Source organism: Marinilactibacillus sp. XAAS-LB27 (assembly GCF_036039175.1).
In the GTDB taxonomy this organism is placed as follows: Bacteria; Bacillota; Bacilli; order Lactobacillales; family Carnobacteriaceae_A; genus Marinilactibacillus.
The window spans coordinates 128139-149640 of sequence record NZ_JAYXKP010000001.1; the positions used below are offsets into that span (position 1 = coordinate 128139).

Annotated in this window: 14 protein-coding genes; 13 read left to right on the top strand and 1 reads right to left on the bottom strand. The window is 36.8% G+C overall.

Annotated elements, in window-relative coordinates:
- Window positions 1-351 precede the first annotated feature (351 nt).
- The 3 genes from VXN63_RS00555 to VXN63_RS00565 are packed head-to-tail and all read left to right on the top strand — an operon-like array spanning window position 352 to window position 4252.
- Window positions 352-2562 (top strand): Ig-like domain-containing protein, encoded by a 2211-nt coding sequence (locus VXN63_RS00555; RefSeq protein ID WP_327756028.1) that lies wholly within the window; start codon window positions 352-354, stop codon window positions 2560-2562.
- A gap of 48 nt (window positions 2563-2610) precedes the next feature.
- On the top strand, window positions 2611-3210 hold the full coding sequence (locus tag VXN63_RS00560) for a WxL domain-containing protein (protein ID WP_327756029.1): 600 nt from the start codon (window positions 2611-2613) through the stop codon (window positions 3208-3210).
- A gap of 49 nt (window positions 3211-3259) precedes the next feature.
- Window positions 3260-4252 carry a DUF916 and DUF3324 domain-containing protein gene (locus VXN63_RS00565; RefSeq protein ID WP_327756030.1) on the top strand — a complete coding sequence of 331 codons (993 nt, stop codon included), beginning with the start codon at window positions 3260-3262 and terminating at the stop codon, window positions 4250-4252.
- 49 nt (window positions 4253-4301) lie between these two features.
- On the opposite strand, the gene VXN63_RS00570 is transcribed toward VXN63_RS00565, so the two are convergent.
- Complete coding sequence (locus VXN63_RS00570) at window positions 4302-6104, bottom strand: DUF4153 domain-containing protein (RefSeq protein ID WP_327756031.1); 1803 nt, start codon at window positions 6102-6104, stop codon at window positions 4302-4304.
- Window positions 6105-6377: 273 nt separating this feature from the next.
- Between VXN63_RS00570 and VXN63_RS00575 the strand changes: the two genes are divergently transcribed.
- The 10 genes from VXN63_RS00575 to VXN63_RS00620 all read left to right on the top strand — a co-directional run bounded on the left by VXN63_RS00575 (window position 6378) and on the right by VXN63_RS00620 (window position 21326).
- Window positions 6378-9440, top strand: a complete 3063-nt coding sequence (locus VXN63_RS00575; RefSeq protein WP_327756032.1) for a glycoside hydrolase family 2 TIM barrel-domain containing protein — start codon at window positions 6378-6380, stop codon at window positions 9438-9440.
- 25 nt (window positions 9441-9465) lie between these two features.
- The gene (locus VXN63_RS00580) at window positions 9466-10767 is read left to right on the top strand and encodes an ABC transporter substrate-binding protein (RefSeq protein WP_327756033.1); all 1302 of its coding nucleotides are present in this window, start codon (window positions 9466-9468) and stop codon (window positions 10765-10767) included.
- A 79-nt stretch (window positions 10768-10846) separates the two neighbouring features.
- Window positions 10847-11755, top strand: a complete 909-nt coding sequence (locus VXN63_RS00585) for a carbohydrate ABC transporter permease (RefSeq protein ID WP_442915281.1) — start codon at window positions 10847-10849, stop codon at window positions 11753-11755.
- Window positions 11752-12585 carry a carbohydrate ABC transporter permease gene (locus VXN63_RS00590; RefSeq protein ID WP_442915282.1) on the top strand — a complete coding sequence of 278 codons (834 nt, stop codon included), beginning with the start codon at window positions 11752-11754 and terminating at the stop codon, window positions 12583-12585. The genes VXN63_RS00585 and VXN63_RS00590 overlap by 4 nt, the downstream gene beginning before the upstream one ends.
- A 16-nt stretch (window positions 12586-12601) precedes the next feature.
- The gene (locus VXN63_RS00595) at window positions 12602-14794 is read left to right on the top strand and encodes an alpha-galactosidase (RefSeq protein WP_327756034.1); all 2193 of its coding nucleotides are present in this window, start codon (window positions 12602-12604) and stop codon (window positions 14792-14794) included.
- Between the two features lie 164 nt (window positions 14795-14958).
- Window positions 14959-16047, top strand: a complete 1089-nt coding sequence (locus VXN63_RS00600; RefSeq protein ID WP_327756035.1) for a glycerol dehydrogenase — start codon at window positions 14959-14961, stop codon at window positions 16045-16047.
- 233 nt (window positions 16048-16280) lie between these two features.
- Window positions 16281-18131, top strand: a complete 1851-nt coding sequence (locus tag VXN63_RS00605) for a beta-glucoside-specific PTS transporter subunit IIABC (RefSeq protein WP_327756036.1) — start codon at window positions 16281-16283, stop codon at window positions 18129-18131.
- Window positions 18132-18136: 5 nt separating this feature from the next.
- Window positions 18137-19591 (top strand): glycoside hydrolase family 1 protein, encoded by a 1455-nt coding sequence (locus VXN63_RS00610; protein ID WP_442915283.1) that lies wholly within the window; start codon window positions 18137-18139, stop codon window positions 19589-19591.
- 35 nt (window positions 19592-19626) lie between these two features.
- Window positions 19627-20475, top strand: coding sequence for a PRD domain-containing protein (locus VXN63_RS00615; protein ID WP_327756038.1), 849 nt, complete (start codon window positions 19627-19629; stop codon window positions 20473-20475).
- A 113-nt stretch (window positions 20476-20588) separates the two neighbouring features.
- The gene (locus VXN63_RS00620) at window positions 20589-21326 is read left to right on the top strand and encodes an SDR family NAD(P)-dependent oxidoreductase (protein WP_327756039.1); all 738 of its coding nucleotides are present in this window, start codon (window positions 20589-20591) and stop codon (window positions 21324-21326) included.
- The last annotated feature ends 176 nt before the right edge of the window (window positions 21327-21502 follow it).

Consider the following 21502-nt stretch of genomic DNA (forward strand, 5'->3'; position numbering starts at 1 on the left):
TAGCCTATAAAAGCGATTAATAGTAGATTGGTATTCTAAATATGACATTTACAATTGTTAGTGAAATTGTAATCAATCATTAAAAGTCAAACGATTTTAACAGTACATATTTAACATTTTTTATTTGAATAAATAAAAATTTAGAATGTTATATATAGGTAAAAAGCTTTTAAAATAAGTTTTTATATCTATTTAATCAATAGATGTCACGAAATGTCCACAAGTTAAGTTGTTTGAATAGTTATATTAGTGATAGTATGATGGAAATAATAAATAGATTTGACTAGGGCTTTTTCCTACAAAACTTTATTGTCCTATTTAATTAAACTAAAACATACTGATAGTCAGGGGGTGGTTAGAATAGTTAAATTTAAAAAAATCATTATTATTTTTAATTTCATAATTATTTTGGCACTACTTATCCAATATGTTTCTCCTGTTATTGCGGAGACGCTTAATCGAAGTGATGCTGAAACGGAAGAAATTCAGGATGATGAATTGGAACTTTTAATGGAGTCTGAGGGATTAGAAGATGCAAACAAAGACGTTGACAGCGAAGTAGAAGAAATTGAACAGTTGAATAATGAGATCGCAGAACAAGAACCAGAGCAAGAACCGGAACAAGAACAAGAACAAGAACAAGAACAAGAACAAGAACAAGAACCAGAACAAGAACCAGAGCAAGAACCAGAACAAGAACAAGAACCAGAACAAGAACCAGAGCAAGAGCAAGAACCAGAGCAAGAACCGGAACAAGAACAAGAACAAGAACAAGAACAAGAACAAGAACAAGAACCAGAACAAGAACCAGAGCAAGAACCAGAACAAGAACAAGAACCAGAACAAGAACCAGAGCAAGAGCAAGAACCAGAGCAAGAACCGGAACAAGAACAAGAACAAGAACAAGAACAAGAACAAGAACAAGAACCAGAACAAGAACCAGAGCAAGAACCAGAACAAGAACAAGAACCAGAACAAGAACCAGAGCAAGAGCAAGAACCAGAGCAAGAACCGGAACAAGAACAAGAACAAGAACAAGAACCAGAGCAAGAACCGGAACAAGAACAAGAACCAGAGCAAGAACCAGAGCAAGAACTAGAACCAGAACCAGAACCAGAGCAAAAACCAGATCCGGAATCGGAGCAAGAAGCTATTGAAGAAAATATTTCACTATTCCGGGCAGCAGCGGTTGACGCTGGAATATTAAATAATTCTATACTATCAGTGACGAATACTAGAGTGAACAATCAAGATAGAATTACGCTCACTTTAAGAGGTACGGGTGTAGTAGATCTTGCGCTTTTAAGAACATCTACAGTCATTTTTAATCTTCCACCAGAACTTATGAATGGTATTGTAAATAGAACAGGTAGAACAGAGATTCCTAGACTTCTTAATTTAGGATCACAGATTACGAATTATAATGCGAACCAAATTGGCTTAGATACAGCTAACGATCAGGTCTTTATAACGATGTCTACTTCATTGCTTAATCTTAGTTTAGGAGGGAATTACACTTATTCAGTTAATCTATTCTATGATAGATTACCATTTGTTAGTAATGGAACTTATAACTTTAGTGCAGCTTTAATTACAGGAGGCTCCCTTCTAGACCTTGATTTGATCAATCAAAATAGAGCTACTACAACTTTACAAGAAACGAATCCGACGGTACCCCCTCTAACCTTTACTACACCAGTATTTTCGACGGAGAGTACGATTCGGGGAACTGGAGTACCGGGATACACTGCTAGAATAACTGTTGGAGGACAGAGCTTCACTTCAGTAGTAGCTAGCAATGGAACATTCGCAGTAAATATTGGAGCTCGAACCGCAGGTACGATTATCCGAGGAGTGCAAGTAAGAGAAAATGTTTTGTTGAGTTCAGAAATCACTACTACAGTCATTCAAAGACCAAATCCTCCCAATCTGCTAGAGATTTATTATCAAGATACAGTGGTCAGAGGGACAGCGCCACCTAATACTACAGTTCGACTCACTATTGGAACGCAAACTTATTCAGGTCCTGTTGGTAACGATGGAAGTTTTGCCATCAATATTCAATCCGCTCGAGCAGAAGGTACTCAAATCTCTGCTGTAACGATTAACGCTCAGCAACATACTAGTTTACCTGGAGAAACAGTTGTACTCGGAAGTGGACTATCTTTAGTATCTGTCCCTGAAACAATGCCTTTTGGTACTCATAGTTTAGAAAATGTTGATTCGTTAATGCCGTTGGCTGATTCTAATTGGGCCATTCGCGTTCAAGACACCCGTGCAACAGGCAGTCGTTGGCGTTTGGATGCTACATTAGCGCATCCCTTAAGAGCAAGAACGATGCGGAGTGAATTACCTGAAGCGTTAGTCTTCGTTGATCAAAACAATCAAATGACTCCATTATCAAGTTCTGCATTAACGGTTTTTTCAGGAACAACCACTTCTAGGGAGCCAGTGAATATATCATGGACTACAAATAGAGGGCCGATGCTTCAAATAGTACCGGAAGCTATGGCAGACACTTACAGTACAACTATTACCTGGACACTATCAGATGTCCCTTAACTTGTGATTCAACTATAAAAAAACTACATTCCTTAAGGAGGAAAAATAATGAATTTAAAGAAAAAAATTATTGGCGGATTAGGATTAGGATTATTACTAGGAGCTATCTCACCAATCGTAGCTCAAGCTGCGGTTGTAGACACGGATACGACTGAGGCAACTGTAACATTCGAAGGTGGAGCTTTGGACTTGGTTGATGCTCCAACGGCAATCACTTTCGGTACAGTTGATTTATCAGCTGACGAAGAAACATATCTAGGTGCTAGTGTTGCTACAGCGGATGACAATGGATTACTCGAAGTAGCTGATTCAAGAGGAAATCAAGAAGGATGGCATATCATCGCTTCTATGACAGGTTTCACACAGGACGGAGAACCTTCACTACCAGGAAGTACTCTTACTTTTGATACGCCAGACTTTGATACTACAAGTACAATTGCTGATACTGCGCCAGTATTAAGTGGGATGACTATCAGTGCAGATGCTACTGCTATACCAATTAATGCGTTAGCTGGAACAGGTATGGGACGTTCATTCTACGATTGGACGACTGAAGGGGACGTAGAGCTATTTGTACCTGCTGGTGCTGGAGAAGCTGGTACTCACACTGCAACAATAACTTGGTCATTAGATGATACACCGTCTTAAAAATATAAACCTTGTAAGAAGATTCAAATGGGTATTTGTACTTGGGCTTATGTTGCTATTTTGGCCTCCAAGTATAGCTCATGCAGAAGATGGCGTTGCTTTTTCTGTAAAAGCAGTGATACCCGAAAACCAGCACGATTTGAATCAATCTTACTTTGATTTACGAGTAGAACCAGGACAAGTTCAAGAAGTAGAAACGATGATATTGAATAGGAGCGATAAAGAAATCATTGTTGATGTCGCACTAAACGATGCATCAACAAATAGAAACGGCGTCATTGTATACGATAACCCAGAAGCAGTTGTTCATCGTGAAGACGCATTAACCGATTTCACAATGTTGGAACAAACTGAAGTGACGGTTCAGCCTGGAGAAACAGAGTCAGTGTTTGCGACTATATCAGTACCCGAAGAAACGTTTGACGGAGTCGTTATTGGAGGGCTCCGTTTTCAGGAAAGAAAAAGTGTTAATGATGAAGAAAGTGAAGGCGTAGCTATTCTAAATGAATATGCCTATGTTATTGGCTTACAGCTTTCTCAAAATGACTCAGAGCTGGAACCGCTGATTGATTTAACTGATGTTGAACCGGGTTTATCTAATAGTAGAACTGCAGTTATCGCAACGTTACAAAATATGCAGCCTATGATAATGAGAAACCTTGCGATTACTGCTGATGTTTATGAAGGGGATACGCTAGTAAGAACAGCTTCAATGGAAGAAGTAAGGCTTGCGCCTGAATCTTCAATGGATTTCGTAATCAATTGGGAGAATTATGCGATTGAAGCTGGTGACTATAGAGTTGAACTAACGGCCTCAAGTGAGCAAGGTGAATGGACATTCAGTGAAGATTTCACGATTACTGAAGAAGAGGAAGAAGAAGTGAACGAACAAGCAGTTGTGATAGTGGAAAATACTTCAAATCAAAACCCATCTAATATGATGCCACTATACTTTATAATTGTTGGATTGTTTGTTGTAGTCAGTATCATGCTCGTTTATATCATTAAAACAAGAATAAAATTAAAACATGAAACACAATAAAAATAAGCCTGTTACAGTAGAAACAACTCTTACTGTAACAGGCTGTTTTTTAATCCTTTAAATTCACTAATAGATACAGACTACCGGAATAGGACTCATTGTCTAAATGCTCAAGGTTATCCAAAATAACAGTCAAAGTAACCAGGTCATTTTCTTCACTAAAAGTTAATTCTGATACTGAAAGATCTTGAATCGTATCATAAAATTCAAACTCATCTTCTAACAAAAAAGATAAGTCAAAGTTCAACATTGTTTCATTATCTGAGGTGTTCAAGTTAAGTTCGAAAGCATCCTCTTCTGAAGTTACGACCAAATTGTACTCATCGCTTTCAATTTGAAACGATGTTTCTTGAGCACTTGGCTGTACATATTGATCATATGAAAACGGAACGATTAATAATTGATCGTTATCAATTGTATTTAAAGATACAGGTCGATTTTTATCTAATTGTAAGCTCGTATAGGCAGGATCGTAAACTTCATCAATCGTCGGGTCAGCATCATATTCAGATGGATACTGGTCAAAACCGAAAACAGTTTCGAAGTTTTCTCCATAAAATTCGAAGTTATTAGGTAACCATTCAATGCGATCTAAAGCATCGTAATCATATAAATATTGAAGACTACCTACAATGATTTCACGGTCTTCAAGACTTACTTCGGCATTGCTAATGATACGGTTATCTTCCAACATATTGTTCTTTTCCAATAATGACTTTAATTTTGATATCTGTGCATTAATCCCAAAAGTCATAGCATCTACTGGTGGAACAATTGATAAGGTCGTCAAAATGATGAACAATGCAGGTACATAGTGCCTTTTGCTTTTAGAAAAACTATAAAGAATACTGGAAATAATCGAAAACACGCCGAATAATATGACGTAATATCGTCCGTGAGTTAATCCAAGTTGCTGAACTTTGATTAATGAAGCGGCTGTTTGAAAAATTACTATGATTAAAAGCACTTTAGGGAAAATTAATTTAAAGTAATGTGTACTATTGTTATCTATAGTGTGTGAGATAAACAAAGTGATAAATCCAATGATTGCATAACTGATTAATAAAGGCTCTAATAAATTATCAAACCAGAATTCACCAGCAAGGTTAGGAACAATGTATAACACTAAAATCAATGTATAAGCAGTAAGTAAAGGGATTATCATGTACGAAATTAAGAAACTCAATAGCTTTGGAATAGATAAGAAAGTTTGATCTTTATCTGACTCCAAGCCATTCACAAGATGATAATTAGGGATATAGGATAGGAAACACATCGGCGCAAACAGAGCAAATATGATTGCAGCTAAGTCCGCAAATATCTCGAAATTCACTTCAGATATTAAAAACCCATAAGTTCCAACGATGGCAAACGAGCCAATGACCAAGACGATAGAATAGAGGAAACTGGTGAAAAAGGCTTTGAATGCCACTGTGAAGGCTAAGTCAAAAGGGACTGTAGACTTTAATGTAGGTGCCCATACATAAGCTGTTAAGGCAGCTGCTACAAGCGCGCTAGACCTTATGGCTACGATAGCGCTGTAATATGGATAGCTTCGAAGAAAGAAAATATAATAAATCGTTGTGACGATGATAGAAATGATATATAACCCTATTCGGATAAATGGCTTTCCGCTGAAAAATCGTTCATAAAAAGATTGGCTAACTGCTGCGAGCAGTCCTCCAATTGCACATGCTAAAATTGGATTTTGATTCAACTCGGAGAAATTTAAATGATTCATTCTAATGATAAAAATGGTTGAAAGAAGAAAAAATAAAAAGGATACTGGATAACGCAAAATCGAACGATTAAGAACGCTCAATCTAGAAAAAGTTTTTTCCATGAAGTTCATATTAATTACCCCTTTACACACTTAGTTTAGTACAACTGAGAATACTGTTATCATAATGTAAAAGCCCTTGATAGACAATCGTTTTCATGAATAAACATATTAATGGTGAAGTAAATTTTTAGTAAATAAGTAAAAAGTTTTCCTAAAGCGCTTGCAATTATTCTTTGATTGTTATAAAGTGTTCTTAAGAAGTTGTGCAAAATCTTTATTTATCAGCAATCGTACACCTTGAGTGCTAGTAGTAAATTTTAGTAAAGAATTGAGGCGTAATGAATGAATAAATATGAACATTTTAAGAGTCAAGAAACGATTGAAATCAATCGGGAACCGGAACATGCTTATTTTTTCTCATATGACAATACTGAATCTGCACTAACTTACCAGAAGAAGTATACATCAAAAGTCAAAATGCTGAATGGAAAATGGAAGTTCAGTTATTCAGAATATCCAGATGGGATTCAATCATCCTTTCACGAAAAAAACTTTGATGATTCAAACTGGGATCGTATTACGGTTCCGTCACATTGGCAAATGGAAGGTTATGGTCATCCACACTACACAAATGTACAGTATCCGTTTCCTGTAGCACCACCAGAGATACCTTCAATAAATCCAACAGGCGCTTACAGAAAAATGTTTACCCTTTCAAAGGATGAACTTAGTGAAAGAACGATCCTTCGCTTCGAAGGAGTGGAAAGTGCTTTTCATGTATGGGTAAACGGGGAATTTATAGGATACGGAACTGGAAGTAGAACGGCTTCTGAATTCGATATTTCACGTTATCTTGTAGAAGGTCAAAATACTTTAGCGGTTAAAGTTTACAAATATAGTGCTCAAACGTATCTTGAAGATCAGGATATGTGGTGGTTAAGCGGAATTTTCCGTGATGTGGTTTTAATTCGCAAACCAGTTCTTTCTATAGAAGACATCAAAATTCAAACAGATTTTGATGACAAATATAAAGACTCAACCTTATCAATCGATATTCAATTAACGAGTTCACCTAAAAACTATACAATTCGTTACACATTGCTTGATCAACAAAATAATGTAATCGTTTCAGATAGTGAGAAAGCTACCAAAGAATTTAAAAAGAGTTTACAAATTAAAGAACCCTCTAAGTGGTCAGCTGAAGATCCTTACTTGTATAACTTGCTCATTGAGTTAATAGACAATCAGGGAAATGTAATTGATTTGATTCCCAATCGAGTAGGCTTTAGAAAAATAGAGCTAAAAGATGGTTTGATTTTAATCAATGGACAGCACATTATTTTTAAAGGTGTTAATCGTCATGAGTTTCATCCTGAGCATGGAAGAGTTGTTTCAGTTGAAACGATGATTGAAGATTTAAATATGATGAAAGCGCATAATATTAATGCTATTCGCACATCTCATTATCCCAGCCATCCAGTTTTTTATGATCTCTGTGATCAATATGGATTTTATGTAATTGATGAGACCGATATCGAAACGCATGGCTTTGTTTTTATAGATGACTGGAGTCAGTTAAGTAAAGATGCTTCTTGGGAGGCAGCTTATGTAGATAGAATTAGAAGAATGGTTGAAAGAGACAAGAATCATGCTTCCGTAGTGATTTGGTCATTAGGTAATGAGTCAGGATTCGGCCCCAATCATCAAGCGATGGCTGACTGGGTTAGAGAAAATGACCCTACCAGATTATTACACTATGAGGGGGAAACAAGGGACCTACTTGAACGAACGAACAATGAACCTCAGGAAGTGAACAGAACTGCAGATATGTTTTCCACAATGTATACCGATGTAGATACGATGGAGAAATTAGGGAAGCGGACTGACTTAGCTCAACCGCACATTCTATGCGAATATGCACACGCGATGGGAAATGGTCCGGGAGCATTCAAAGAATATGTTGAGCTGTTTTACAAGTATCCAAGACTTCAAGGTGGATTTGTATGGGAGTGGATTGATCACGGAATTAAGATTGATAGACCTGATGGGAAAGAAGCTTATGCATATGGTGGAGACTTTGGCGAAAAGCCACACGATTCGAATTTTGTGATCGACGGATTAGTCATGCCGAATAGAACACCATCACCAGCGCTCTTAGACTATAAAAAGGCTATTGAACCCATTCATGTTCGAGCTATTGATCTTGAAAAAGGCCAATTCGAAATTGAGAATCGATACGATTTTATTGATCTTTCCGCAGTTAGTGGAGTTTGGGAAATTCAAACGCAAGGTGAAACTATTATAAAAGGAGAACTGGATATTTCTACTATTACTGCATCTTCAAGTAGAACAGTAGACATTCCTTTCTCTATAGAAGAAATTGATAAAGATAGCCACCTCACAATAAGGTTTCTACAAAAACATCCGACGAATTGGGCTGAAGCAGGACACGAAATCGCTTGGGAGCAATTTGAAGTTGGCAATCGTGAAGTGAAAGAGATAACTTTTAATAACACAGAATCAGTCACTTTATCCGATGAAGAAAACAAAATTTCAGTGACTGGAAATCAATTCTCGTGGATCCTCAATAGATATACGGGGAGAATCAGTCAATATGAAGTTTCTGGAGAAGTCATTATCCAAGATGGACCGAAACATAATTATTGGAGAGCACTTACAGATAATGATCGTTTAGGTCTCGAAGAATTTGGAACATCTCCAGTTGCTGACACTTGGAAAGAAGCTGGCGTGGACTTGATTCAAGAACGGGTTACTAAAGTGAAAGTGGTTAGTGATGAAAATCAGTTACCAGTAATCATAGAAGTTCAGTCTAATATAGCACCAGCTGTTTATAACTGGGGTTTCAATGTGTTAACGACGTACAGTATTTTCAATGATGGTTCTTTTGAAGTTTCAGTCCAGTCTACAAAATATGGTGAGGGAAGTGAAACATTGCCTAAAGTCGGCATGCAAATGAAGCTTTCAAATCAATTTGACAAGGTGAAATGGCTTGGGAATGGACCATGTGAATCTTATCCAGACGCGCAGTTGGCTTCAAAAGTTGGCATCTACAAAAAATCAGTAGATGAATTATTCACTCCTTATATCATGCCTCAAGAAAATGGAAACCGATCAGAAACTAGATGGGTAGAAATTAAAAATAATAGAGGAAATGGAATCAAAGTTACTGGAGAACGATTCAATTTCAGTTTGAGAAATTATTCAACTGAACAATTGGATGAAAAACGCCATAACGTAGAACTTGAAAAAGAATCCCTATTGGAATTCAATATTGATCATCAGCTAAATGGAATTGGATCTGCAAGTTGTGGTCCAGGAGTCCTAAGCCAATATCAATTATTCAATCAGTCTTACCAATATAATTATAGGATTAGTCCAATTTAAAAAATAGAATAATGGAGGAATACACATGTTTAATAAAAAAACAGCTTTGACATTAAGTGCTTCAGCATTACTTGTCTTGACAGCTTGTGGTGGCGGAAATGATACAGAAGAAGGCGAAGGATTAGAAGGCGCTACTGGAGAACCAGACCAATTAACTGTATGGACCTGGGATCCGAACTTTAACGTTCGTGCACTTGAAATCGCTGAAGAGACTTATAAAGAAGACAATCCGGAATTTGAGTTAAATATCGTTGAGAATTCACAAGATGACGTTATTCAACGTTTGAATACAAGCTTGAGTTCTGGCGTTGAAACTGGCTTACCGAATATTGTATTTATAGAAGATTATCGTGCACAAAGTTTCCTTAATTCTTATCCAGGTTCATTTGTACCTCTAGAAGAATATTATAACGTAGAAGATTTTGCGGATTACAAAACAAAAGCTGGTACGTATGAAGATGAAGTATATAACGTTCCTTTTGACAGTGGTGTAACTGGCTTATACGTTAGAACAGATATCTTAGAAGAAGCAGGATACACATTAGAAGATGTCACAGACATTACGTGGGATGAATATGTTGAAATCGGTAAAGATGTCACAGAAAAAACCGGAATCAAATGGATGACAAACGACCACAATGACTTAGGAATCATTCGTGTCATGATGCAATCTAGTGGCGTATGGTTAACAGAAGAAGATGGACAAACGCCATACATTACTGAAAATGAATCATTGAGATTAGGATTTGAAACTTATAAAGAGCTCTTCGACTCAGGGGCTATGAATGTACACAATGACTGGGATCAGTTTTTACAAGCTTTCAACAATGGTGAAGTTGCAACAGTTCCAACAGGTAACTGGATTACACCTTCTATCACGGCTGAAGACTCTCAATCAGGAGACTGGGCGATTGCACCAATTCCTCGTCAAACAATCGAAGGTTCAGTTAATGCTTCAAACTTAGGTGGATCATCCATTTATGTATTGAATATTGACAACAACGAACTAGCGGGAGAATTCCTTGGTTCTACATTTGGATCAGACGTAGATTTCTATCAAGAATTGGCTACTCAAATCAATGCTATTGGTGCATACGAACCAGCTGCTGAAGGTGAAGCTTATCAAGTGGAAAGCGAATTTTTCGGTGGACAAATGGTTAATAGTAACTTTGCTGAATGGACTCAAGAAATTCCAGAAGTAGAATTTGGTGAAAACACTTATGCGATTGAAGATATTCTAGCAGTTGCGTTACAAGATTATCTTAATGGAGCAGATCTGAACGACGTGTTGGAGAGTGCGCAGCAACAAGCTGAATCTTCACTGTAGTACAAGGATTATTAAGAGACAGACTCCTTTCAATGCATGATACGAAAGGGGTCTGAATCTTTTTAGAGGAGGAACAACGATGACGAAACAACCAACAGTTAAAAAGAAAAAATTAGGTAAATTAGAAAAGAAACGTAAAATCATGAGTTGGGCATTTGTAATTATCCCTACTTTTTTTATTGTCGTATTTTATTTCTACCCAATGATACAATCACTCTGGTTATCTCTTCATTCTGGTGCGGGTATTGGTCTAGAGTTTGTTGGTATAGAGAACTATAAGAGATTATTTAACGATCAAGCCTTCCTAACAGCAGTGAAGAATACCTTTATCTTCTTTATTTTCCAAATTCCAGTAATGATTTTCTTGGCGTTAATCTTCTCAGTTGTATTGAACAATAAGGCGTTGCGATTCAAAGGGCTATTTAGAACACTGGTCTTCTTGCCTTCAATCACTTCTCTTGTTGCTTATTCATTGATTTTCAAATATCTATTCGCAAACAATGGTATTGTCAATCAAGTGTTGATGTTTTTGAACCTAACGAATGATCCGATTTTATGGTTAGGAGATCCGTTCTGGGCAAAAGTTTTGATTGTCATTGCGATTACTTGGAGATGGACTGGATATAATATGATTTTCTACTTATCTGCTTTACAGAATGTAGACCCTAGTATTTATGAAGCAGCAAGAATCGATGGTGCGTCTTCATTCCAACAGTTCTTCAAAATCACTATCCCAATGTTACGTCCAGTTATCCTGTTTACTTCTATTACGTCAACAATTGGTACATTACAATTGTTCGATGAGCCAATGAACTTAACCGGCGGTGGACCAGGTAATGCCACAACAACGATTTCTCAATACATTTATAATCTGTCTTTCCAATACACTCCAAACTTTGGATACGCAGCAGCTGTTTCATATAGTATCGTATTCTTCGTTATTGTCTTAACGATTATTCAATTCAGATTGGGGAGAGAGAAAAAATGAAAAATCAAATCTTAATGAAAAAAATTCTAATGTATGCATTTATTATCGTCACATGTATTATGTTTTTCTTTCCATTCTACTTCCTAATAGTCAGTGTTACCAATCCTTCTATTGATGTAACAAGAGGTCAGTTGCTCCCAGGAACACATTTTATGGAGAACTTAAGAACAGTATTTGAAACAACGGATATTGTGAATGCGATCGGGAATTCTTCTCTCGTAGCTATTGGTCAAACTTTTATCGCAATCTTCATATCTTCACTAGCAGGTTATGGATTTGAAGTGCACCCATCTAAAGGGAAAGAAATTGTCTATACGTTGATTTTGGGATCTATGATGATTCCTTTTGCAGCTTTGATGGTTCCGTTATTTAGACTTTTTGGAATGATTTCTAGCGTAGCACCAAGTATCGGTATCGATACACTGGCTGGGGTTATGCTCCCGTACTTCTCAACAGCTTTTCTAATTTTCTTCTTTAGACAAAACGCAAAGATGTTTTCAAAAGAGCTTTTAGAAGCGGGAAGAATTGATGGACTATCTGAACTAGGACTTTTCCTTAGAGTCTTTATGCCAACAATGAAAACCACTTATGCAGCTGCTGGTATTGTTACCTTTATGAACTCTTGGAACAATTACCTGTGGCCACTGGTCATCTTACAGAATCCTAAAAACTATACGGTTCCTTTAGTTATTTCGGCTCTTGGATCAGGATATACGCCAGATTATGGCGCAATCATGCTAGCGATTTTAATTACAACTATCCCAACGGCTCTGATCTTCTTCTTACTACAGAAATACTTTGTAGCTGGAATGATTGGATCTATCAAGTAAAGGAGCGATATAATTAATGATTCAATTTAATGAGAAAACTCGAGTATTTAATTTATCGAATGCAAATATTAGTTATCAAATATCAATCGAAGAACAGAGATTTTTGGCTCATCGTTATTTTGGGAAGAAACTAAGAGGGGATTCATTTAAAGGAGATTACCCAATCATCGCTCGAGCTTTTGGTACAAATCCGATAGATGCAGAGCAGCGTGCATTTTCTTTGAATCATCAATTACTAGAATACTCTGGAAATGATAATGGAGACTTCAGAGAATCTAGTTATCAGATAAACTTTTCGGATGGTTCTTATGTCAGTCAATTTAACTATAAAGGACATGAAATTATCGATGGTAAACCAGACTTGAATGGACTACCACAATCTTTCACAGAGACTGATGATCAAGCTCAAACACTCAAAATCACATTAGAAGATGCTGCTAATAAAGTTCAGATTATTTTGATTTATACGATTTTCTCTAATTATGGCGTTATTGTCAGATCAACTGAATTCGTTAATCTAAATAAAGAAAGCATATTCTTAGATAAAGCACTCAGTATGTCGATGGACTTTTCACATTCAAAGTTTGATTTAATTCAGTTATCTGGATCTTGGGCTAGAGAAAGAGAATTAATTCGTCACAAACTAAATAGAGGCGTAACAAAGGTAGACTCTAAGAGAGGAACGACCAGCCATAATTATCAACCATTTGTGGCGTTAGTGGATCCGGATACTACGGAACATACTGGGGAAGTATTCGGCGTTCATCTCGTTTACACTGGAGAATTCGTCAGTAATGTTGAAGTAGATGAGTACAACCAGACTCGTGTTCAAATGGGCATTAACCCTGAGCATTTTAACTGGGAAGTGAAGGCAGGAGAAGCTTTTCAAACGCCTGAAACAGTAATGGTTTATAGCGCAGATGGGTTAAATGGAATGAGTCAAGAGTATCACCGCTTTTATCAGAATCAACTGATTCGCTCAAAGTACAATAAAGAAGAAAGACCCGTACTTATTAACAACTGGGAAGCCACTTATTTTGATTTCAATGAAGAAAAGTTACATGCTTTAATTGATGAAGCTGCCTTATCAGGAGTTGAATTATTTGTATTAGATGATGGTTGGTTCGGTAAAAGAGACGACGATACAACATCGCTTGGTGACTGGAAAGAGTATGGAAAAAAACTTCCAAATGGCCTGAAAGGTTTATCTGATTACACTCATGATAAAGGGCTGAAATTTGGACTCTGGTTTGAACCGGAAATGGTTTCTGAAGATAGTGACTTATACCGAGAACATCCTGATTGGATACTCGGCGCTAAAAACAGAAGATCTTCTGTTAGTAGAAATCAGTACGTACTTGATTATAGTCGACCAGAAGTCAGAGAAAATATACTGAATCAGATTAGAGCCGTATTAAATGACGTACCGATCGATTATATTAAATGGGATTTCAATCGAAATATGTCAGAGATTGGTTCTAGAAATTCTTCTGTAAGAGATGGTGAGATTCTACATCGCTACATCCTAGGATTGTACGAGGTTCTTGAAATTTTAACCACTGAGTATCCTGACATTTTATGGGAAAGTTGTTCTGGAGGCGGTGGAAGATACGATCCAGGCATGCTTTACTATATGCCACAAACTTGGACGAGCGATAACACCGATGCTGCTTCTAGACTGGATATTCAATATGGTACAAGCTTAGTCATGCCAATCAGTAGTATGGGTGCTCACGTTTCTGCTACACCAAATCATCAAGTAGGTCGCTCAATCTCGATGGAAATGAGAGGGCATGCTGCTATGGCTGGAAATTTAGGTTATGAATTGGACCTTACAGAGCTTTCTTCTGATGAAAAATCTGAAGTAAAAGATCAGATTGAGTGGTACAAGAAACATAGAAAATTGATTCAGTATGGTCGCTTTTCTAGACTGATTAGTCCATTTGATAAAAATCATAAAGCTGCATGGATGTTTACAAATGAAGAACAGACACAAGCAGTTTTGTTTTTCTATCAAACGATGGCTAGAGCAAATGATTCATTTGATCAGATTAGAGTAGTGGGTTTGAAACCGGACCAGAAATACCTTCTGAGTCATAACGGAGAAACCTATTATGGTGATGAGTTAATGTATAGAGGGATCTATATTAATCACGATTTACATGGGGATTATCAAAGTAAAATGGTTGAAATTACAGCAGTAGATTGACTATGAAAGACTTACCTTTAGTTAAATTGAGGTAAGTCTTTTTTGTAAATATACATGTTCATGTTCGTAATATTTAAAGATAAAAGATCGTAGGGCTATTACTTTGAATACGATTTCTGTTCTGTTAAAGTGAAACTGCAGTAAAAATTGAAAGGGGTAATCATATGACAAAATATGTATTTAGATCACCAAGCAGATATATCCAAGGCGCTGGCGTTATAGAAGAACTGGCTAAGGAAACAGAAGCAATTGGTCAACAACCCTTATTGATCGCAGACGAAGTCGTCTGGGATATTACGAAAGAAGCAATAGAAGCTAGTTTTGAAGGTTCTAAGTCTGAATATCACTTTGAGCAATTTAACGGAGAAGCTTCTACAAAAGAAATTGACCGAATCTCTGATAAAGGTAAAGAACAATCTGCGGATGTTGTCATTGGAGTAGGTGGCGGTAAGACACTTGATACAGCTAAAGCTGTTTCAGATCAACTAGGGGTACCTGTAGTTATTGTACCTACAACCGCCTCAACAGATGCACCGACAAGTGCACTTTCAGTTATTTATTCTGATGACGGCGTGTTTGAAGGGTATAAATTTTACGACAAAAACCCTGAACTCGTACTTGTTGATACGGCCATTGTTGTCAATGCACCCATCCGTCTATTTGCTTCAGGAATTTGTGACGCAATGGCAACACTAGTAGAAGTTAAAGCAACACTTAAACGAAATGGAGATACGATGGCCGGTGGAAAACCGACATTAGCTTCTCAAGCGATTGCGGAAATGGCAGAAAAAACCTTGTTCGAGCATGGGTTGAGTGCTTACAAAGCTGCTAAAGAAGGTATTGTTACGCCAGCAGTAGAAGCAATTGTAGAAGCAAACACACTTCTTTCGGGTCTAGGATTTGAAAATGGTGGATTAGCAGGAGCCCATGCTATTCATAATGGTTTTACTGCCTTGCATGGAGACATTCATGATTTGACACATGGTGAAAAAATTGCTTATGGCACACTTGTTCAACTCGTTCTTGAAAGAAAAACAGAAACGGAAATTAAAAAGTACATTGATTTTTATAATCAGATTGATATGCCAACGACACTAGAAAACATGCATCTAACGGATGCATCATTTGAAGATTTGATTGAGGTTGGAAAGCTAGCAACAGCCGATGGTGAAACGATGGAAAACCTTGATCCACAAATCACTGCGGAACAAGTAGCTAACGCTATATTAGCAGTCGATGCTTTAAGCAAATAAGTAATTAGGAATATATGAAGTGTCCACTTAAAATAAAATTTGAAATTAATGTTGACGTTTCCAAAAGTTGATGATATAGTAAGTTTAAATAACAGGCATGTGACTGGTAATGCAGGCAGGACCTAATGATCTAGATACCCAAAGTTTATCTTTAGGGGGATTCTATCATTATGTCCTGCCTTTTTGATTATCTAGGCCAGGTGATCAAAAAAACAAATAAGGGAGATGTCAGCATGGATTATCAAAAAACCGCTAGTGAAATTGTTGAGAATATTGGTGGGAAAGACAATATAGCTCACTTAGAGCATTGTTCGACAAGATTGAGATTTACTTTGAAAGATGACAGTAAAGCGAATATGGACAAACTTGAATTGATTGACGGTGTAATGGGTGTTCGTAAAAATGTTCAAATGCAAGTCATTATTGGTAACGAAGTAGTAGAAGTTTACGACAAGGTTAAAGAAATTGTTGGAGATTTAGCGAGCTCTGGAGAAAAGCAAGGTGGTCCAAAACAAAAATGGAGTGCAATAGTTCTTGATTTTATTATTGGAGTTTTTCAGCCAACTATACCAGCCGTAGCCGGAGGGGGCGTTCTCAAGTCATTATTACTTTTATTTAACATGTTTGGCTGGATGAACCCAGAATCACAAACCTATCAAGTACTAGATTTAATCGGCTCAGCACCTCTTTACTTTTTACCAGTTATCGTTGCGATAACTGCAGCAAATAAGCTGAAAGTTAACCCAGTAGTCGCTGCTTCTGCGGTAGGGGCGTTATTATTACCAGGTATGACAACCTTACTTAGTGAAGGTACAAGTTTGTTTGGATTACCAATTCAAGAAATTGCGTATTCTTCTCAAGTATTTCCAGCACTTTTACTAGTACTATTCTATGCAGTTCTAGAAAAATTCTTTACAAAAATCTCACCTAAAGCGATTCGAATCTTCTTTGTTCCATTAATGTCTTTAGCGATTTCAGTAAGTGTAACGCTATTATTCCTAGGACCGATAGGTTACTTAGTTGGTGAACAATTATCAGCTTTAATTCTGTTTATTTACGGTAATGTAGGTTGGGTAGCAACAGGTATATTAGCTGCAGTATTACCTTTCATGGTTGTTACAGGAATGCACAAAGCTATGATTCCTTATGCGGTATCTTCAATGAGTGGGATTGGGCGAGAAGTCTTATATTTACCAGCTTCTCTAGCTCATAACATCTCAGAATCAGGCGCTTGCTTTGCAGTAGCAATTAAAACAAAAGACGAAAAGTTGAGAGCGACTGCGATCTCTGCTGGGATTTCAGCGTTCTTCGGAATTACTGAACCGGCATTATACGGTGTAACGATCCTTCATAAACGCGTCTTATATAGTGTCATCATTAGTAGTTTGATCAGTGGTTCGTTTATCGGAATCATGGCCGTTGAGGCATTCGCATTAGTGGGACCTGGTTTAGCAAGTATTACAATGTTTGCTAGTCCAGATAATCCAATGAATCTTACCTGGGCATTTGTAACTTTTGGATTATCACTATGTCTTTCATTTGTATCAGTATTGATTTTATGGAAAGACGAAGTTATACAAGTTGAAGAAGAAAAAGAAACATTTAACTCAGGTCAACGTAAACCAGAAACGATGAATAGTCCTGTAGAAGGTACAATTATTCCGTTATCAGAAGTTAAGGATGAAGTATTTTCTAAAGGAATGGTCGGAGCAGGTTTTGGTGTTAAACCATTGATCGGTGAGCTAAGAGCACCAGCAGATGGCATAATTAGTATGGTCTTTGAAACAAAACATGCAGTTGGAATGGAAATGACTAATGGTGCAGAAGTCTTATTCCATATCGGTATTGATACAGTTCAGCTAGAAGGAAACCATTTCGAAGCGCATGTTAATAAAGGAGATAATGTATCAGCAGGAGACTTGCTAGTTACTTTTGATATTCAAGCTATAGAAGCAGCAGGATTCGATACAACGGTTATCTCTGTTGTAACAAATCAAGATGATTTTTCTGTATCGCAAGATGTTACGAATGAATCAGTATCAACACAACAATCAGTAATGACAGTATCACCAATAGGAGGATAATGATAATGAATAAAGGATTTCCAGAAGGATTTATGTGGGGTGGCGCAATTGCAGCCAATCAAGCTGAAGGTGCTTGGAACGTGGATGGTAAAGGATTATCTGTAGCGGATATTGCTACTTATAAACCTAAAGTAGACGTTAAAGATTACGCAACACACATGAGTATTAATCTTGAAACAGTAGAGAAAGCTGCTGCAGATAAATCGGATGATATTTATCCTAAAAGAAGAGGAATCGATTTTTATCACCGCTATAAAGAGGACTTAGCGTTGTTTGCAGAAATGGGCTTCAAAACTTTAAGAGTTTCAATCGCGTGGTCAAGAATTTTCCCAACAGGAGAAGAATTGGAGCCAAACGAAAAAGGTTTACAATTCTATGAAGATTTATTTACTGAAATGAAGAGAATGAATATCGAACCAATCGTCACATTGTCTCACTATGAGATGCCTTTATCATTAAGCTTGAAGTATAATGGTTGGGTTGATAGACGTGTAGTCGATGATTTCGTTAGATTTTCAAAAGTTTGTTTCAAAAGATTTAAAAATCTAGTAAAATACTGGTTAACCTTTAACGAAGTGGACAGTATCCACAGACACCCATTCACTACAGCTGGAATTCTAGTGGACCAATGTGCTCCCGGAAAAGCAGAGCAAGAAACGTATCAAGCTTTACACCACCAGTTCGTAGCTTCCGCAATGGTAACAAAGGATTGTCATGAAATTATTGAAGGTAGCCAAGTGGGATGTATGATCACGAAACTAACGACATATCCAAGAACTTGTCATCCAACAGATGTTGAGTTAACCTTGAAAAAGAACCTTGAAAATAATTTTTACGCTGACGTACATGTTTTCGGAGAATATCCTAAGTTGATTTTGAGAGATCTTGAATTAAGAGGGATCGAATTACACTTTGAAGATGGCGATTTAGAAGTAATGAAAAATCACACTGTTGATTTTGTATCGTTCAGCTATTACATGTCATTAACAGAATCCCACGACGAAAACGCAGAACGTACGCCAGGAAATACCATTCTTGGAGTTAAAAATCCATACCTAGAGGCAACTGACTGGGGATGGCAAATTGATCCACAAGGACTGAAAATTTCATTACTAGAATTATATGATCGCTACAACGTTCCATTGATGATTGTAGAAAACGGTATGGGCGCAAAAGATGAATTAGTAGATGGAGAAATCCATGATCCATATAGAATCGCTTACTTTGAAAGTCACTTCAAAGCAATGAAAGATGCTATTAATGAAGGTGTTGACCTTATTGCCTATACAAGTTGGGGTGCAATCGACATTGTAAGTGCAAGTACTTCTCAAATGTCTAAACGTTACGGTTTCATTTATGTTGATGCAGATGATGAAGGAAATGGGACGTATGATAGAATTAAAAAAGATTCTTTCTACTGGTATAAAGATATTATCGAAACAAATGGTAGCCAACTATAATATAAAATGAAGTTGTCTGAGGAAGGGGGATTAGATTGGCATTAATAAAAAAGGTGTTGAACACGAGTGTCGTACTCATTGAAAAAGATGGAAAAGAAATTGTTGTATTTGGAAAAGGCATTGGATTTGGAGCGAAGCCGGGAGACTCTGTTGATCAATCAAAAGTAGATCAAGTATTCTTTTCAGCCGAAAATATTCGTATGCAGCAAGTGCTTGAATTGCTCAGTAATATTCCTGAAATTTATTTGAATATGGTTCAAGAGATCATTGAGTATTCCAAAATTCACTTAGATACAGAATTACAACAAAGTATTTACTTTACATTAATGGATCATATGCATTTTGCAGTGGAACGTGCTCAAAAAGGTATGAATATATCAAATCGTGTTTATTGGGAAGTTAAAAGTTACTATCCTAAAGAATTTCTGGTTGGTGAATACGCTAGAAAACTGATTAATGAAAAACTTGAAGTTGATTTGCCTAAAGAAGAATCAGCCAATATTGCTTTCCATCTTATTAATGCACAAAGTTCTGATAATGAAAATGCAGATAGTATGAAAGTGGCTAAAATGCTAGGAAGCATTGTGAATCTAGTTCGCTACAATCTAAAAGCCAATCTTCAGACAGATTCCATTCATTATAATCGATTTATCACGCACGTAAAATTCTTCGTAGAACGCTATTTGTCAGATAAATTGATGGAAGAGACAGATGAAGAGTTATTTGAGCAAATTTCGACGTTGTATCCGGAATCTATGAATATTTCTTTTAAAATCAAAGAATATATGCAAGAAGTCCATCATAAACCAATCCCAAAAGATGAACTAACGTATCTTGCTGTTCATATCAATAGATTATTGAAATATTCAGAAATAAATGAATAGGAAAAAGCACATATCACTATAGGTATGTGCTTTTTCATGCAGAGTGTTTTCTTTGATTTTATAGAATATTATCGTTAAGCTAATTTCAGAATAAAACAAAGGAGACCTAAAAAATGAAATTAGAAAATAAAGTAGCTTTTGTAATCGGAGGAACTTCTGGAATCGGTGAAGCCACAGCAAAGAAATTTGCTAAAGAAGGGGCTAAAGTAGTCGTCGGAGGTAGAAACGAGGATGAAGGAAACCGTATCGTAAATGAAATAAAAGAACAGAACAATGAAGCGATCTACAAGCATACAGATACAACAGATTTTGACGAAATTAATAAAGTTGTTCAAGAAATTTTAGATGTTTACGGAACAATTGATGTTCTTTATAATGGCGCTGGAATCCACGATAGCTACAAAACTATTCTGGATACTGATGAATCTGATTATGATAAAATCATGGATGTGAATGTTAAAGGACCTTATTTAGCTTCAAAAGCCGTTCTACCAATCTTTATTGAAAAAGGGCAAGGTACCATTATCAATGTAGGCTCACAAGCAACCTTTGTAGCAGGCCCTGGGGGATCAACATACGTAACATCTAAACATGCTTTAGAAGGATTTACTAAACAGTTGGCCTATGACTTTGGTCGCAAAGGTGTTAAAATTAACTTGTTAGCACCAGGATTTGTTGTGACACCAATGACAGAAGGTATCGATGACGAAAGACTCAAAGATATTCCTGACCAAAGAGCGGGTAAGCCAGAAGAAATTGCGTCTGCAGCTGCTTTCCTAGCCTCAGATGAGTCAAATTACATGCAAGGTACATCGTTAGTTATAGACGGTGGATGGAATGTTGGGCGTTAAAAATACAGACAGAAAAGGCTGAAACGGTTTTCAGTCTTTTTATTTCGCTCTAATTGTGAACGAAAATACAATATATCCTTAATATTCATAATTATTTATAAATTAATTGTAAATTAGGCTTTATTTTTCTTTTTATATTTGTTAAACTATTCACAAGTAGAAGAGGAGGAAATAAA